Below are 16621 nucleotides of genomic sequence, written 5' to 3' on the forward strand. Positions count from 1 at the left end.
CCCATCCACGAGATCGTTCATTCGTTTTTCAAGAGAAAAGGACCCCATGTCCAACGAATCTTCACTGGGACTGATGCGGATCGGTCTGGCCACCGCCGAGGACATCCGCTCGTGGTCGTACGGCGAGGTCAAGAAGCCGGAGACCATCAACTACCGCACCCTCAAGCCGGAGAAGGAGGGTCTGTTCGACGAGCGGATCTTCGGGCCGACCCGCGACTGGGAGTGCTACTGCGGCAAGTACAAGCGCGTGCGCTTCAAGGGCATCATCTGCGAGCGCTGCGGCGTCGAGGTGACCCGGGCCAAGGTGCGCCGTGAGCGGATGGGCCACATCGAGCTGGCCGCGCCCGTCACGCACATCTGGTACTTCAAGGGCGTGCCCTCCCGCCTGGGCTACCTGCTGGATCTGGCGCCGAAGGATCTGGAGAAGATCATCTACTTCGCCGCCTACATGATCACCTCCGTGGACGAGGAGGCCCGGCACGAGGACCTGCCGAACCTGCAGGCCGCCCACGACCGGGACAAGAGGACCCTGGAATCCGAGCGGGACGCGGACATCGCCGCGATCGCGAAGGAGACCGAGGAGGAGCTGGCCCGCATCGAGGCCGAGGGCGGCAAGGCCGCGGAGAAGCGCAAGCTGCGCGACGCCGCGGAGCGTCAGATGGCCCAGGTGCGCAAGCGCGTGGACGCCGAAATCGCCCACATGGACAAGGTCTTCGACCGCTTCAAGAACCTCAAGGTCACCGACCTGGAGGGCGACGAGGCGCTGTACCGGTCCATGGTGGACAAGTTCGGCATGTACTTCGAGGGCGCGATGGGCGCCGAGGCGATCAAGAAGCGCCTGGAGACCTTCGACATGGCCGCCGAGGCGGAGGCCCTGAAGGAGACCATCCAGAACGGCAAGGGCCAGCGCAAGACCCGCGCCCTGAAGCGGCTGAAGGTCGTCAACGCGTTCCTGACCACCAGCAACTCCCCGCTGGGCATGGTCCTGGACGCGGTGCCGGTGATCCCGCCGGAGCTGCGTCCGATGGTGCAGCTGGACGGCGGCCGCTTCGCGACCTCGGACCTGAACGACCTGTACCGTCGGGTCATCAACCGCAACAACCGCCTGAAGCGCCTGCTGGATCTCGGCGCGCCCGAGATCATCGTGAGCAACGAGAAGCGGATGCTGCAGGAGGCCGTGGACTCCCTGTTCGACAACGGCCGGCGCGGTCGCCCGGTCACCGGGCCGGGCAACCGCCCGCTGAAGTCCCTGTCGGACATGCTCAAGGGCAAGCAGGGCCGGTTCCGCCAGAACCTGTTGGGCAAGCGCGTGGACTACTCGGGCCGCTCGGTCATCGTGGTGGGCCCGCAGCTGAAGATGCACCAGTGCGGTCTGCCCAAGCAGATGGCCCTGGAGCTGTTCAAGCCCTTCGTGATGAAGCGCCTGGTGGACCTGAACCACGCGCAGAACATCAAGTCCGCCAAGCGGATGGTGGAGCGCTTCCGCCCGCAGGTCTGGGACGTGCTGGAGGAGATCATCACCGAGCACCCGGTGCTGCTCAACCGCGCCCCCACCCTGCACCGCCTGGGGATCCAGGCCTTCGAGCCGCAGCTGGTGGAGGGCAAGGCCATCCAGCTGCACCCGCTGGTCTGCTCGGCGTTCAACGCGGACTTCGACGGCGACCAGATGGCCGTGCACCTGCCCCTGAGCCCGGAGGCCCAGGCGGAGGCGCGCGTGCTGATGCTGTCCTCGAACAACATCCTCAAGCCCTCGGACGGGCGCCCCGTGGCGGTGCCGTCCCAGGACATGATCATCGGGCTGTACCACCTGACCACGGTCCGGGAGGGGGCCGCCGGCGAGGGCCGGTCCTTCTCCTCGATCGCGGAGGCCCTGATGGCCCTGGACCGGCGCGAGCTGCACCTGAACTCGATGGTGAAGATCGAGCTGGAGGACTTCGTGCCCTACGAGGGCTGGGAAGCCCCCGAGGGCTGGGACCCGGGTCAGCCGGTGCTGCTGGAGTGCACCCTGGGGCAGGTGCTGTTCAACCAGACCCTGCCGGAGGACTACCCCTGGTACACCGGGATCGCGGATAAGAAGGGCCTGGGCTCGCTGGTCAACGACCTCGCCGAGAACTACCCGATGCACGTGGTCGCCCGCACCCTGGACAACCTCAAGGACACCGGGTTCTACTGGGCCTCCCGCTCGGGGGTCACGGTGGCCGTCTCCGACATCGCCACCCCGCCGTCCAAGCCGGAGATCATGGCCGGCTACGAGAAGCAGGCCAGCGAGATCCAGGGTCAGTACGACATGGGTCTGATCGACGACGACGAGCGCCGCTCCGAGCTGATCGACATCTGGACCAAGGCCACCGACGAGGTCGCCGCGGCGATGATGGAGAACCTGACCGGGCTGAACACCATCAACCGGATGGTCTCCTCCGGGGCGCGGGGCAACTGGATGCAGGTCCGCCAGATCGCGGGCATCCGCGGGCTGGTGTCCAACACCAAGGGCGAGATCATGCCGCGTCCGATCAAGTCCTCCTACCGCGAGGGTCTGTCGGTGCTGGAGTACTTCATCGCGACCCACGGCGCCCGCAAGGGCCTGGCCGACACCGCGCTGCGCACCGCGAACTCCGGGTACCTCACCCGGCGTCTGGTGGACGTCTCCCAGGACGTCATCGTGCGGGAGCTGGACTGCGGCACCAAGCGGGGCCTGAACCTGGACCTGGTCCAGGTGGACCCGGACACCGGGGCCGTGCACCTGCACGACGACGTCGAGAACTCCATCCACGGGCGCGTGCTCGCGGTGGACGTCAAGGACGAGGACGGCACGGTGCTGGCCGAGGGCGGCGCGGACGTCTCCGACGCCGTGATCCAGAAGCTGTACCAGGCCGGGATCCGGAAGGTGCGGGTCCGCTCCGTGCTGACCTGCGAGTCCGCGGTGGGCGTGTGCGCCAAGTGCTACGGCCGCTCGATGGCCTCCGGGAACCTGGTGGACATCGGCGAGGCCGTGGGCATCATCGCCGCGCAGTCCATCGGCGAGCCGGGCACCCAGCTGACCATGCGCACCTTCCACACCGGCGGTGTGGCCTCCGCGGATGACATCACCCAGGGTCTGCCCCGCATCCAGGAGCTGTTCGAGGCCCGCACCCCCAAGGGCGTGGCCCCGATCTCCGAGATCGCCGGGACCGTGTCCATCGAGGACACGGAGAAGTCCCTCAAGGTGGTCATCACCCCGGAGAGCAAGGACGACGAGCCGATGTCCTACCCGGTGCTGCGCCGGGCGCGGCTGCTGGTCTCGGATGGGGACCGCGTGGAGGTCGGCCAGCAGCTGGTCTCCGGTGCGGTGGATCCCAAGGAGGTGCTGCGCATCCGCGGGCCCCGCGAGGCGCAGAAGCACCTGGTGGACGAGGTCCAGGGCGTGTACCGCTCCCAGGGCGTGGGCATCCACGACAAGCACGTGGAGGTCATCGTGCGCCAGATGACCCGGCGGGTCACCGTCATCGAGTCCGGTGACACCGATCTGCTGCCGGGTGAGCTGGTGGAGACGGTCCAGTTCCAGCAGGCCAACAAGAAGGCCGTGCAGGAGCAGGTCCGCCCGGCCGCCGGGCGTCCGGAGCTGATGGGCATCACCAAGGCCTCCCTGGCCACGGATTCGTGGCTGTCGGCCGCCTCCTTCCAGGAGACCACCCGGGTGCTGACCCAGGCGGCGATGGAGGGCAAGTCCGACCCGCTGGTGGGCCTGAAGGAGAACGTGATCATCGGCAAGCTGATCCCGGCCGGCACCGGTCTGGATCGGTACAACGACATCGAGGTGGAGCCCACGGAGGAGGCGCGCGAGCAGATGTACGCCAACTCCACCGGATTCGCCGACTTCTCCTACGCGGGGGAGACGGACGGCTCCGTGGCCGCGGAGTTCCACGCGATCCCGCTGGAGGAGTACCCCGGGTACGGCTCCTGATGCCGGACCGTGCGGGCGCGGTGAGCACCGCGCCCGCACGGTGACGGCACCGTGAAGGGCCCCGCCCCGGTCCCGACGCTCGTGAGCGTCGGGGGCCGGTGCGGGGCCCTTCCCCGTTTCCCAGGTGCTTCGCCGGGGCTCTCAGAGCCCGTCGGTCAGGCGGGCCTGGGCGGCCAGGCGCACCGGGGCATTGGGCCCGCCGTAGCCGTCGTAGCCGTCCAGGCGCTGGACCACCTCGAAGAACACCTGCCCGACGGTGCGGGTGTAGAAGTGCAGGAACTCGCCGCGCTCGTCCCGGTCGTACATCAGGTCCAGCTCCCGAAGGGTGGCCAGGCGCGAGGCCGGCAGCTCGAAGCGGGCGTCGAGGTCCTCGTAGTAGTTCTCCGGCACCGGCAGGAATCCCAGCCCCGCCGCCCGGGCCCGCCGGGCCAGGGCCAGGATGTCCCAGCAGGCGAAGGCCACGTGCTCCCGGCCCGGGTGGGCGCTGAGGTCCGGGGCCACGTTCAGCGGCAGGCGCACCGAGCCGTCCTCGGTGCGCACCACCTGGGAGCTGATCAGCCCGTCCGGGCCCGGCACGTCCGTGGCCGCGCGCCGCTCCAGGCCCAGCGCCGCGCGGTAGAACAGCATGGATTCGGCCTGGTGGTGGCGGGGCTGGGCGAGGTTGACGTGGTCGATCCCGGTGATCAGCGGCTCGCCCGGCTCCCGGTCCAGGCGGGGGACGGCGTCGACGTCGGGCCGGTCGAACTCCGCGACCCACGCGGGCTGGCCCTCGCTCGCCTCGGTGAGGAAGACCTCGGTCTCGTCCGGGGTGAGGAAGGCCGGGAAGCGCTGCTCGTCGTCGCGGGTCAGGCGCGCGACCTCGCGGAAGCCCAGCTCGCGGCACCGGCGCGCGGTGCCCTCGGCCGAGGGCACCTGCACGGCCAGGGAGGCGAGGCTGGCGTCCTCCCGCGCCCAGTGGTCCTCGTTGAGCACGACGCGCGCCGCGCCCTGCTCCCACAGCCCCACCGGCTTGGTCCGGTGCCGACCGCGCGGGCGGAAGCCCAGCTGCGCCAGCAGGGCCTGCAGCCCGTCGGTGCGCTGCCCGCGCACCTCCGCCCATTGGATCCCGGTGGGTGCCTGGGCCTGCGGCAGCCGGGTCAGCGCGGCATCGGCGGGAAGCCGCTCGTCCTCCCCGCGCTGCGCCCGCAGCGCGGCCACGCGGTCCTGCAGCCACACCGGGCTGCGGTGGGCCTCCTGGGCGGTCCGGTACACGTTGGTCTGGCGGTAGGAGTCGTTGAAGATCTCCAGGGACAGCGGCCCCGCGTAGCCGGCGCGCAGCACCGTGTCCAGGAAGCCGGCCAGGGCGAAGCCGCCCTCCCCGGGGAAGACCCGGTGGTGGCGGGACCAGGAGAGCACGTCCAGGGACATCGGCGGGGCGTCGGCCAGCTGCAGGAAGAACAGCTTCTGCGCCGGGATGTCCAGGATGCCCTCGGTGGGCCAGTCCCGGGAGAGGATGTGGAAGCTGTCCAGGCAGATCCCGAGGTTCCCCCGGTCCGCGGCGCGCACGATCCGCCAGGAGTGGTCCACGTCGTTCACCGCCGCCCCCCCAGGCCAGGGCCTCGTAGGCCAGGCGGATGCCGTGGGCCGCGGCGGCGTCGGCCAGCCTCCCCAGCTGCCGGGCGGTCAGCTCGTCGCCGACGGCGTCATCGGCCGTGACCCCGCCGGCGACGGTGGAGCAGACCAGCATCAGGTCCATCCCGAGCCGGCCCATCAGTTTGAACTTCGCCTCGGCTCGGTGCAGGACCCGGGCGAAGTCCTCCTGACTGACCCCCACGGCATCGCGGAAGGGCTGGTACAGGTCCAGGCTCAGCCCGAGCCCGGCGGCCAGCTCCCGGATCCGCTCCGGGGACTCCGGGGCGACGACGAGGTCCTGCTCGAAGATCTCCACCCCGTCGAATCCGGCCGCGGCGGCCGCGCGCAGCTTCTGCACCAGGGTCCCGGACAGGCTCACGGTCGCGATCGAGGTCCTCATCGTCCGGCCTCCTCGTCCTCGGCGGCGGGCTGGCTCTCCGCGTGGGCGGGGGTCGACTCGGCGGGGGACGGCGGCGTCGGGGTGCCGGGCCCCTGCTGGGCGGTGACCAGTTCGGCGAAGTCCCGGGCCATCGCCTCCCGGTCCGGGGCCTGCCCGGTGATCAGGGTGAAGGCGTCCACGGCCTGCCCCACGGCCATGCCGCCGCCGGGAAGCACGGGGCAGCCCAGGGCGCGGGCGCGCCGGATCAGCGGGGTCTCCTGCGGCAGGTAGATCACATCGGCCACCCAGAGTCCCGGGTGCACCAGCTCCAGATCCAGGGGCGCACCGGGGTGGTGGTGCATCCCGATGGGGGTGGCGTTGAGCAGTCCGGTCGCCTCGCCCACGGCCTCGGGCAGCTGCTCGCGGGACAGGGCGCGGACCTCGGCCCCGGGGAACAGCCGGGCGTACTCGGCGGCCCGCTCCTCGGCCCGCTGCCGATCCACGTCGAACAGCTCCAGGCGCTGGGCGCCGGCGGCCAGCAGGGCGTAGGCGGTGGCCGAGCCGGCACCGCCGGTGCCCAGCTGCACCACCCGTGTCAGGTCTGCCGCGGGCAGGCCCGCGGCCAGCGCGGCGGCGAAGCCGGTGACGTCGGTGTTGTGCCCGATCATCCGTCCGTCCCGGAACAGCACGGTGTTCACCGCGCCCAGCCGGGCGGCCTCCTCGGAGAGCTCGTCCATCGGCGCCACGGCCAGCTGCTTGCACGGGTGGGTCACGTTGCAGGCGCTGAAGCCGAGCTCGCGGGCCGCGCCGAGCAGCTCCACCCCGTGCTGGGCGGAGACGGGACCGGGGTGTCCGGGCAGGGCCTCGAGGTCCACCGGCCGGTAGAGGTAGCGCAGCCCGAGGCGGTCCGCGGCGCGTTCGTGCAGGGGAGGGGTCAGGGAGGCGGTGATGCCGCCGCCGATCAGACCCACGAGGTGGGATCGGCCGGGAAGGCTCATGGGGATGCTCCTTGGTCCGGGGAGGGTCCCCGGGGTCGGTGCGTCGGGGCAGCGGCGCCGCAGTGGCGCAGATCTCGCCGACGGGGTATCGTCGTCGACACTACGCGGAGGTGCGCATCGCGTACAACAGTTCGCACAGCGAACACATGGGCCCTTCTGCGGCGGGCGTCGCACCGCGCGCCGCCCGTGCCCACGAGACGAAGGAGTCCCATGAGCGAGCAGACCACCCCGGCCCCCGCGCCGGACGCCTCCCACACCGGATCGCACGCCCCGGATCCGTCGGATCCGGTGCGCAAGACACCGGGCAAATCCGCCCTGGCCGCCTTCCTGGGGGCCACCCTGGAGTACTACGACTTCGTGCTCTACGGCACCGCCTCGGCCCTGGTCTTCGGGCACATCTTCTTCCCGGAGGGGGATCCCGTCGTCGCCACCGTGGCCTCCCTGGCGACCTTCGGCGTGGCCTACATCGTGCGGCCCATCGGCGGGCTGGTGATGTCCCACATCGGGGATCGGGTCGGGCGCAAGCTGTCCCTGCTGATCACCCTGATGATCATGGGCCTGTCCTCGGTGGCCATCGGCCTGCTGCCCACCTACCAGGCCGTGGGCGCCTGGGCCACGGTGCTGCTCGTGCTGTGCCGGGCCGCGCAGGGCTTCTCCGCCGGGGCCGAGGCCGCCGGGGCCTCCACCCTGACCATGGAGCACTCCCCGGACGGGCGGCGGGCCTTCTTCACCAGCTTCACCATGATCGGCTGCTCGGCCGGCAACGTCCTGGCAGCCCTGGTGTTCATCCCCGTGGCCAACCTGCCCGAGGAGGCCCTGTACGGATGGGGCTGGCGCATCCCGTTCCTGATCTCCGGGGTCGTGCTGGCCCTGGCCTACTTCGTCCGGGCCCACCTGGATGAGACCCCGGCCTTCGAGGAGTCCAAGGAGACCGGGCAGCTGCAGGCCGTGCCCGCCGTCGGGGTGCTGCGCACCCAGGGCACGGACGTGCTGCGGGTCTTCCTCATCACCTTCTTCTCCGTGGTGCAGTCCATCATGATGGTCTACGCCCTGAACTACGCCTCCAACGTCGTCGGGCTGGACCGCTCCCGGATGCTGCTGGTCAACGCCGTGGCGATGGCGGTGTCCATGGCCGCGATCCCGCTGCTGGCGGTGCTCTCGGACCGGGTCGGGCGCAAGCCCGTGCTGCTGGTCGGCGCCCTGGGCTGCATCGTGAGCGTCTGGTTCTACTTCGAGGCCATCCACGCCGGCAGCTGGGGGCTGATCTTCCTGCTGTGCATCGTCAACCAGGGCCTGTTCTACTCCTGCTGGAACGCCGTGTGGACGGTGTTCTTCCCGGAGATGTTCGCCGCCCCCGTGCGCTACACCGGCATGGCCATGGGCAACCAGCTGGGTCTGGTGCTCATCGGCTTCGCTCCCTCGATCGCCGCGATCATCGAACCGCGCTTCGGCTGGCAGGGCGTGGTCGTCTTCGTCGTCGTCTCCATCCTCATCAGCTGCGTCACGATCCTCTCGGCCCGGGAGACGGCCTTCGTGCCGCAGGAGCGGCTCGGCGGGAAGGCCGTGCAGCAGGCGGTGCGCGAGCAGCGGCGTGCCGCCGCCGAGCAGCGGCGCAGCGACGCCGAGCGGCGCCGAGTCCGCACCTGATACCCGCCCGGGCCGACGCCGCCCGCGGCGTCGGCTCGGGTACCCCGCATCCGCCGTCGAGCCCGCGAGAGGACGAGCCATGACCACCCACACCACCCACGACGAACGGCCCGCCGGAGCCGAGACGAACGCTCAGGTGCCCACCGACCCCGACGCCGCCGCGGCCAGCCAGCAGGCGATCAGCCGGGAGATCCGGGAGCAGCACGAGCAGTACGCGGCCTCGGGGACGCGGGAGACCCAGCCGCGCCTGGACTTCGCCCCCTACCGCAGCTCCGCGCTGCGCCACCCGACCAAGGACCTGCACCACACCGACCCCGAGCTGATCGAGCTGACCTCCCCGGCCTTCGGGCACCGCGACGTCGGCGAGCTGGAGAGCGACCTGACCATCCAGCACGGCGGGGAGCCGATCGGGGAGCGCATCCGGGTCAGCGGGCGCGTGCTGGATTCGGCCGGGCGCCCGATGCGCGGGCAGCTCGTGGAGATCTGGCAGGCCAACGCGGCCGGGCGCTACATCCACAAGCGGGACCAGCACCCGGCGCCGATCGACCGGAACTTCACCGGCATCGGCCGGACCATCACGGGGCAGGACGGCTCCTACTCCTTCGCGACCATCAAGCCCGGGCCGTACCCGTGGAAGAACCACCGCAACGCCTGGCGCCCAGCGCACATCCACTTCTCCCTGTTCGGCACGGACTTCACCCAGCGGATGATCACCCAGATGTACTTCCCGGGGGACCCGCTGTTCCCGCTGGACCCGATCTACCAGTCCATCGCCGACCAGAAGGCCCGGGACCGGCTGATCGCGGCCTACGACCACGAGGTCTCCGAGCACGAATGGCTGCTGGGCTACCGCTGGGACATCGTGCTCGGCGGCAGCGGCCGCACCTGGATGGACCCCGAGGAGGACGCATGAGCACCCAGAACCGCACCCCCGTGACCGTGCCGGTCAGCCGCGGCCGGCCCGTCACCGACCCGCCGGAGGACCTCACGCCGACGCCGGGCCAGACCATCGGCCCGTTCTTCGGCTACGCCACGGCCTACGAGAACAACGGCCTGCCCTTCGGCGGGGGCAGCGAGCTGGTCCACATCGGCGTGCCGGGCGCGATGCGCTTCTTCGGCACCGTGCGCGACGGCGCCGGGCAGCCGGTCCCGGACGCGATGATCGAGATCTGGCAGGCCGATCGGGACGGTTCGATCCCGCAGCGCACCGGCTCCCTGGTGCGCAGCGGCTGGGAGTTCACCGGCTGGGGCCGGGACTTCGTGGACCGGGAGGGGACGTTCTCCTTCACCACGGTGCAGCCGGGCCCGACCGATCCCGGCCACGCCCCGTTCTGGCTGGTCACGATCTTCGCCCGCGGGCTGCTCAACCGCCTGTTCACCCGGGCGTACCTGCCCGAGGACGAGCAGGCGCTCGCGGCCGACGACGCCGGACAGGAGGGTGCCGATGAGGAGGGCGTCGGGCAGGATCGCGCCGACCGGCGGGGGGTCGCGGCCGATGGCTGAGTTCCGCGACCTGCTGCTGCCCGGCGGGCAGCACGCGGGGGAGGCCCTGGACCCCGAGGCCTTCCTGGACTCGCTCCTCCAGGTCGAGCTGGCCTGGGTCATGGCGCAGGCCGAGACCGGCATCCTCGATTCCGGGTGGGCTGAGCAGGTGGCCGAGGCCCTCGGCGCGGCCGAGGACTACGACCTGCCGGGCCTGGCGGCCGAGGCCGAAGCCGGGGGCAACCCCGTGATCGGGCTGGTGCGCGCCGCGCGCGAGCGGGTCCGGTCCCGGCTGGGCGGCACCGGCTCCCCGGACGGGCCGGACTCCGATCCCGGGGCCTGGGTGCACCGCGGGCTGACCAGCCAGGATGTCATGGACACCGCGCTGATGCTGCGCATGCGCGCCGGCACCGAGCGGATCCTCGCGGAGGTGACGGCCGCCGGGGACGCCCTGGCCGAGATCGCGCAGCGTCAGGCCCGCACCCCGATGATCGCGCGCACCCTGGCCCAGCACGCCCTGCCCACGACCTTCGGGGCCCGGGCCGGCGGCTGGCTGGACGGGCTCGCCGAGGCCCGGGCCGAGCTGACCGCGAGCCTGCGGCGGCTACCGGTCGCGATCGGCGGGGCCGCGGGCACCGGTGCCCAGCTGCCCCGGGACCCCCGGGGAGGGCGGGACCCCCAGGCCCTGCTGGCGGCCTGGGCCCGGCGCCTGGGCCTGGCGCTGCCCGCCGCGCCCTGGCACACCCGGCGACAGCCGGTGCTCGCCGCGGCCCAGGCCCCGGCCCTGACCGCGCAGTGCTTCGCCCGGATCGGCGGCGACGTCGTCGTCTCGGCGCGCCGGGAGATCGGGGAGCTGTCCGAGCCCGCGGCACCGGGGCGCGGGGGCTCCTCGGCCATGGCCCACAAGCGCAACCCCGTGCTGTCCGTGCTGATGCGCCGCTCCGGGCTGGCCGCCGCCTCGGCGATGGGCCGGCTGCACGAGTGCGCCGCGCTGGCCCTGGAGGAGCGCTCGGACGTGGCCTGGCACCTGGAGTGGGAGCCGCTGCGCGAGGTCCTGGCCCACGGGATGATCGCCGCCGCTCTGGGGCGTCGTCTCCTGGAGGGCCTGGAGGTCCACCCCGAGCCGATGGCCCGCAACCTCGCCCTGACCTTCCCCGAGGCCCCCGACACCGACCCCGAGGACACCGGGACCTACGGCGACGCCGTGGCCCTGGCCCTGGCCGCCGCCCGCCGATGGCGCGGCGGCATCGCACCGGATGAGCCCGCGACCCGAGGAGCACGCCCATGAGCACCCCGACCCTGACCGCCGTCGCCCTGGGGGAGTACCTCCGGGACGAGCCCGACGCGCCGGCCCACCATCCGCGCCGCCCGCTGCTGCTGCTCGGACCCTCCCTGGGCACCGCCGTGACCCCGCTGTGGGCCCCGGCGGCCGCGCAGCTGGCGGGCGACGTCGAGCCGGTCGGCTGGGAGCTGCCCGGGCACGGCCGCGGGGCCGCCGACACCGCGCAGCACAGCCTGGCGGAGCTGGCCGAGGCCGTGGCCGACCTGGCCGCGCGCCTGCAGCGCGAGCGCGGCCTGCCCGAGGACACCCCGTTCCTGTACGCCGGGGTCTCGGTGGGCGGGGCCGTGGGTCTGGAGCTGGCCCTGGCCCACCCGGAGCGGGTGAGTGCCCTGGCGGCCCTGTGCACCGGGGCGAAGATCGGCACCGAGCAGGCCTGGCTGGAGCGGGCCGAGTTCGTGGCCGCCTCCGGAACCCCAAGCCAGGTCATCCGCAGCACCCAGACCTGGTTCGCGGACGGCTTCCTCGCGGCCCAGCCGGTCGTGGCCACCGAGCTGATGCACAGCCTGCAGGAGGCGGACCGGCACTGCTACGCGCAGATCTGCCGGGCCCTGAGCCGCCACGATCTGCGCGAGCGCCTCCGGGAGATCCGGGTGCCGGTCCTGGCCATCGCCGGGGCCGAGGACCCCGCCACGCCCCCGGCATCCCTGCGCGAGATCGCCGACGGGGTGCCCGACGGGCGCCTGGCGGTCATCGAGGGTGCCGCGCACCTGGCCTGCGCGGAGAAGCCCAGGGAGGTGGCCGGGGCGCTGCGGGAGTTCTTCGCCGAGCACCGGCCCGCCGCCGACGCCGCGGCCGCCGCCGTCGCCCCCGCCGGCGCCGCCCCCGCGGCTGGCGATGCCGCCCCCACCGACGCCGTGCAGGCCGACGGCTCCCGGCCGAACGGCGAGCTGCCCGAGCGGTCCGCGGACCGGGACCGGGTCCACGCCGAGGGCGCCGCGGTGCGCCGCCAGGTGCTCTCCGACGCGCACGTGGATCGGGCCGCGCGCACCGCCACCGCGTTCACCGCCCCCTTCCAGGACCTGATCTCCCGCTACGCCTGGGGGGAGATCTGGACCCGCCCCGGTCTGGACCGGCCGACTCGCAGCGCCGTGACCCTGACCGCGATGATCGCCGGGCAGCACTGGGAGGAGTTCGACATGCACGTGCGGGCCGCCAGGCGCAACGGCGTCACCGTGGCCCAGCTGCAGGAGATCCTGCTGCAGACCGCGATCTACTGCTCCGTGCCCTCGGCCAACACGGCCTTCGCCCGCGCCCAGCGGGTCCTGCGCGAGATCGGGGACCTGCCCCCGGCCGCTGCCCAGGATCCGGGCCCGGCCCAGGACCCCGGCCACGCCGATGACCCCACCGATGCCCAGGAGGATGAGCGCCGATGAGCGCCCTTGCACAGACCTACGTGTACGACGCCGTGCGCACCCCCTTCGGGCGCTTCCGCGGCGGCCTGTCCGGCACCCGCCCGGATGACCTGGCGGCCTTCGTGCTGGCCGAGATCCTGCGGCGCAGCCCCGCGCTGGACCCGGCGGCGGTGGATGAGGTGATGCTGGGCAACGCCAACGGCGCCGGGGAGGAGAACCGCAACGTCGCACGCATGGCCGCACTGCTGGCGGGGATGCCCGTGTCCGTGCCCGGCACCAGCATCAACCGGCTGTGCGGCTCCTCCCTGGACGCCGCGATGCAGGCCTCCCGCCAGATCGCCGTCGGGGATGCGCGGATCGTGCTGACCGGCGGGGTGGAGTCCATGTCCCGGGCCCCCTGGGTGCTGCCCAAGACCGAGCGGCCCTTCCCCGCCGGGAACCTGGAGCTGGCCTCCACGACCCTGGGCTGGCGCCTGGTCAACCCCCGGATGGATCCGGCCTGGACCGTGTCCCTCGGGGAGGCCAACGAGCAGCTGGCCGAGACCCGCGGGATCACCCGCGAGCGGATGGACGCCTTCGCCGCGCGCTCGCACCGACTCACGGCACAGGCCTGGGAGGAGGGCTTCTACGACGCGCTGGTGGCCCAGGTTCCGGACACCGAGCTGACCCGGGACGAGTCCCTGCGCCCGGGGACCATCGAGGAGAAGCTGGCCGGGCTGAACCCCGCCTTCCGCAAGGACGGCGGGCGGATCACCGCCGGAAACGCCTCGCCGCTGAACGACGGCGCCTCCGCGGTGCTGCTGGGCAGCGAGGAGGCCGCGGAGCTGATCGGGCGGGACCCGGTGGCCCGCATCGCCGGGCGCGGGGCCCACGCCCTGGTCCCGCAGGACTTCGGCATCGCTCCGGTGGCCGCGGCCGAACAGGCCCTGGCCCGGGCCGGCATCGGCTGGGGCGAGGTCGGGGCGATCGAGCTGAACGAGGCCTTCGCCGCCCAGTCCCTGGCCTGCCTGGACGCCTGGGAGGTGGATCCGCAGATCGTCAATGCCCGCGGCGGGGCCATCGCCATCGGACACCCCCTGGGCGCCTCCGGCGGGCGGATCCTGGGCACCCTGGCCGCGCGGCTGCGGGAGACCGGCAGCCGGTGGGGCGTGGCCGCGATCTGCATCGGGGTGGGCCAGGGCCTGGCCGTGGTCCTGGAGAACGTCGCCGGGGACGAGGAACCCCGGTCCGAGGAGAATGACGGGAAGGAGCGGGCATGACCGAGATCGCGCAGAGTGCGGCCGAGGCCGTCGCCGGGATCGAGGACGGCTCGACCGTGCTGATCGGGGGCTTCGGCAACGCCGGGCAGCCCATGGAGCTGATCGACGCCCTGCTGGAGGGCGGGGCCACGGGCCTGACCGTGGTCAACAACAACGCCGGGCAGGGCGACGTCGGGCTCGCGCGGCTGATCCGGGAGGGGCGGGTCGCCAAGATCATCTGCTCCTTCCCCCGCCAGTCCGACTCCTGGCACTTCGACGAGGCCTACCGGGCCGGGCGGATCGAGCTGGAGCTGGTCCCGCAGGGGAACCTGGCCGAGCGGCTGCGCGCGGCCGGGGCCGGCATCGGCGGGTTCTTCACCCCCACCGGCTACGGCACGGCCCTGGCCGAGGGCAAGGAGACCCGGATGATCGACGGGCGCGGGCACGTGCTGGAGACCCCGATCCACGCCGACGCCGCCTTGATCAAGGCCTTCGCCGCGGATGCCTGGGGCAACCTCGTCTACCGCAAGACCGCCCGGAACTTCGGCCCCGTCATGGCGACGGCCGCCCGGCGCACCATCGCGCAGGTGGATGAGATCTCCCGGGAGCCGCTGGACCCGGAGGTCATCGTGACCCCCGGGATCTACACCGACGTGCTGGTGCGCATCCCCAGCGAATCCGGGCGGCTGGCCGCGCGCGAGCGCGCCGGGCGGCCGTCCAGCACCCCCGCGGAAGGAGACCGCCGATGAGCACCCCCGAGCAGCAGACGCCCGAGCCGCAGTCCCCCGACGAGGGGCCCCTGGAGAAGGAGGCCCTGGCCCGGCTGGTCGCCGCGGACATCGCCCCGGGCTCCTACGTCAACCTCGGCATTGGCCAGCCCACGACCGTCGCGGATCACCTCGGCCCCGAGCAGGGGGTCACCCTGCACACCGAGAACGGGATGCTGGGCATGGGCCGGGCCGCGCACGGGGAGGAGGTGGACGAGGACCTCATCAACGCCGGGAAGATCCCGGTGACCGAGACCCCGGGCGCCTCCTACTTCCACCACGCGGACTCCTTCGCGATGATGCGCGGCGGGCACCTGGACGTGTGCGTGCTGGGGGCCTACCAGGTCTCCGCCGGCGGGGATCTGGCCAACTGGTCCACCGGCAAGCCCGGTGCGATCCCCGCGGTGGGCGGGGCGATGGACCTGGCGATCGGGGCGAAGTCCACCTGGGTGATGATGCGCCTGCTCACCCGGGACGGCACGGCCAAGATCGTCCCCGAGTGCACCTTCCCCCTCACCGGCGTCGGCTGCGTCTCCCGGGTCTACACGGACCTGGGGGTGTTCCTGCTGGAGGGCGACGGGAAGGTGCGGGTGCGCCAGATGCACGGGATCGACGAGTCCGGTCTGCGCGAGCTGATGCCCGAGGTGCCCCTGGTCTTCCCCGACGGCGAGGCCGCGTGAGCCGCGACGAGCAGGAGCCGGCCGCCGGCACGTATGTGCGGTCGCTGGAGCGGGGCCTGGCGGTGATCCGGGCCTTCGACGCCGAGCACCCGGAGCTCACCCTGGCGCAGGTGGCCGAGCGCACGGGGATGAGCCGGGCCAGCGCCCGGCGGTTCCTGCACACCCTGGCCCACCTGGGCTACGTGCAGGTGGAGGGCCGGGCCTTCCGCCTGGGCCCGCAGGTGCTGTCCCTGGGCTACGCCTACCTGTCCGGGCAGACCCTCAAGCAGGTGGCCGAGGTCCCGCTGCGGGAGCTGTCGGCCCGGCTGGGGGAGTCGGTGTCCCTGTCCGTGCTGGACGGGCCGGAGATCGTCTACCTGGCGCGGGTGGCCGCGCAGCGGATCATGGCCGTGGACATCTCGGTGGGCACCCGGCTGCCGGCCGCGACGACGTCGATGGGCCGGGTCCTGCTCGCCGGGCGATCCCCGCAGGAGGTGGACCGGCACCTGGGTGAGCACCCTCCGCGGGCGCTGAACCGGCACACGCTGACCGATCCGCAGGCCGTGGCCCAGCGGATCGAGCAGGTGCGCCGGGACGGGTGGGCGCTGGTGGACCAGGAGCTGGAGGTCGGGCTGCGCTCGCTGGCCGTCGGGGTGCGCGGGGCCGGGGGAGAGGTCGTGGCGGGGCTGAACGTCTCCACGCGCGTGGGCACGGAGCACGCGGAGCCGCGGCGGCTGCTCGGGCCAACCCTGGAGGCGCTGCGAGACTGCGCGGGCCGGATCGAGGAGCAGCTGCGCCTGGGGGAGCACCGGGTGTGAGTCCGGCCCGGGCGGCAGCGCCCGGGGCCGTCGGGTGTGCGGTGGCTCATGGGCTCTTCCGGGGCGGCGGGGCCTCGTGTATGCTGGACGACGAAGTACCAGCCCCAGCGCGGGTGCGTGCCCACAGGGCTCCGGCTTCGGAGTCTCGCGGACGCGACACCGGAGGCGATCACGGCGGTGGGCTTCGGAATCAATGGCAGGTATGGATACGGTCCTCTGGCGCGCACGCTCTGCGCCAAAATGCCATCGTCTCCGCGTGCCCAAAACCGCTCCGATCTCCCCGCCCGCCGGTCGGCGACGTATCAGTGCCTCAGAACCGGCTCCTCACCCGAGACCGCCTGGGACAGACACCGAGCAGCGGCTTCCCCCGTGTCCAGCACGGGGACGG

12 protein-coding genes and 1 pseudogene are annotated in these 16621 nt (G+C 72.7%); 10 read left to right on the forward strand and 3 right to left on the reverse strand.

Features of this window, described 5'->3' with window-relative positions; all coding sequences use genetic code 11:
- Positions 1–46 precede the first annotated feature (46 nt).
- Positions 47–3940 (forward strand): DNA-directed RNA polymerase subunit beta', encoded by a 3894-nt coding sequence (locus KKR01S_RS06825; protein ID WP_061225626.1) that lies wholly within the window; start codon positions 47–49, stop codon positions 3938–3940.
- 141 nt (positions 3941–4081) lie between these two features.
- Here the strand turns inward: KKR01S_RS06825 and KKR01S_RS06830 are convergent, their stop codons facing one another.
- The 3 genes and pseudogenes from KKR01S_RS06830 to KKR01S_RS06835 form a co-directional block, all read right to left on the reverse strand.
- Entirely contained in the window at positions 4082–5515 is a 1434-nt protein-coding gene (locus tag KKR01S_RS06830) for a sugar phosphate isomerase/epimerase and 4-hydroxyphenylpyruvate domain-containing protein (protein WP_369472974.1), read from the reverse strand.
- 64 nt (positions 5516–5579) lie between these two features.
- A pseudogene (locus tag KKR01S_RS11545) lies at positions 5580–5951 on the reverse strand (sugar phosphate isomerase/epimerase family protein); the annotation flags it as partial.
- The gene (locus tag KKR01S_RS06835; RefSeq protein WP_081101618.1) at positions 5948–6928 is read right to left on the reverse strand and encodes a shikimate dehydrogenase; all 981 of its coding nucleotides are present in this window, start codon (positions 6926–6928) and stop codon (positions 5948–5950) included. The pseudogene KKR01S_RS11545 and the gene KKR01S_RS06835, both read right to left, overlap by 4 nt.
- Positions 6929–7138: 210 nt before the next feature.
- On the opposite strand from KKR01S_RS06835, the gene KKR01S_RS06840 reads away from it, so the two are divergent.
- The 9 genes from KKR01S_RS06840 to KKR01S_RS06880 all read left to right on the forward strand — a co-directional run bounded on the left by KKR01S_RS06840 (position 7139) and on the right by KKR01S_RS06880 (position 16233).
- Positions 7139–8575 (forward strand): MFS transporter, encoded by a 1437-nt coding sequence (locus KKR01S_RS06840; RefSeq protein ID WP_081101619.1) that lies wholly within the window; start codon positions 7139–7141, stop codon positions 8573–8575.
- Between the two features lie 79 nt (positions 8576–8654).
- Positions 8655–9488, forward strand: coding sequence for a protocatechuate 3,4-dioxygenase subunit beta (gene pcaH / locus KKR01S_RS06845; RefSeq protein WP_061225627.1), 834 nt, complete (start codon positions 8655–8657; stop codon positions 9486–9488).
- Entirely contained in the window at positions 9485–10078 is a 594-nt protein-coding gene (locus KKR01S_RS06850; RefSeq protein ID WP_061225628.1) for a dioxygenase family protein, read from the forward strand. The genes pcaH and KKR01S_RS06850 overlap by 4 nt, the downstream gene beginning before the upstream one ends.
- Entirely contained in the window at positions 10071–11345 is a 1275-nt protein-coding gene (locus KKR01S_RS06855) for a lyase family protein (protein ID WP_061225629.1), read from the forward strand. Before KKR01S_RS06850 ends, KKR01S_RS06855 begins: the two co-directional genes overlap by 8 nt.
- Complete coding sequence (pcaDC, locus tag KKR01S_RS11605) at positions 11342–12772, forward strand: bifunctional 3-oxoadipate enol-lactonase/4-carboxymuconolactone decarboxylase PcaDC (protein WP_081101621.1); 1431 nt, start codon at positions 11342–11344, stop codon at positions 12770–12772. Before KKR01S_RS06855 ends, pcaDC begins: the two co-directional genes overlap by 4 nt.
- Positions 12769–14010 (forward strand): thiolase family protein, encoded by a 1242-nt coding sequence (locus tag KKR01S_RS06865; protein WP_061225630.1) that lies wholly within the window; start codon positions 12769–12771, stop codon positions 14008–14010. Before pcaDC ends, KKR01S_RS06865 begins: the two co-directional genes overlap by 4 nt.
- Complete coding sequence (locus KKR01S_RS06870) at positions 14007–14738, forward strand: 3-oxoacid CoA-transferase subunit A (protein WP_061225631.1); 732 nt, start codon at positions 14007–14009, stop codon at positions 14736–14738. The genes KKR01S_RS06865 and KKR01S_RS06870 overlap by 4 nt, the downstream gene beginning before the upstream one ends.
- Positions 14735–15436: a CoA-transferase gene (locus tag KKR01S_RS06875; protein ID WP_058731518.1), complete on the forward strand. Its 702-nt coding sequence runs from the start codon at positions 14735–14737 to the stop codon at positions 15434–15436. Before KKR01S_RS06870 ends, KKR01S_RS06875 begins: the two co-directional genes overlap by 4 nt.
- The gene (locus KKR01S_RS06880) at positions 15433–16233 is read left to right on the forward strand and encodes an IclR family transcriptional regulator domain-containing protein (protein WP_055684593.1); all 801 of its coding nucleotides are present in this window, start codon (positions 15433–15435) and stop codon (positions 16231–16233) included. The genes KKR01S_RS06875 and KKR01S_RS06880 overlap by 4 nt, the downstream gene beginning before the upstream one ends.
- The last annotated feature ends 388 nt before the right edge of the window (positions 16234–16621 follow it).

Source organism: Rothia kristinae NBRC 15354 (assembly GCF_001570865.1).
In the GTDB taxonomy this organism is placed as follows: Bacteria; Actinomycetota; Actinomycetes; order Actinomycetales; family Micrococcaceae; genus Rothia; species Rothia kristinae.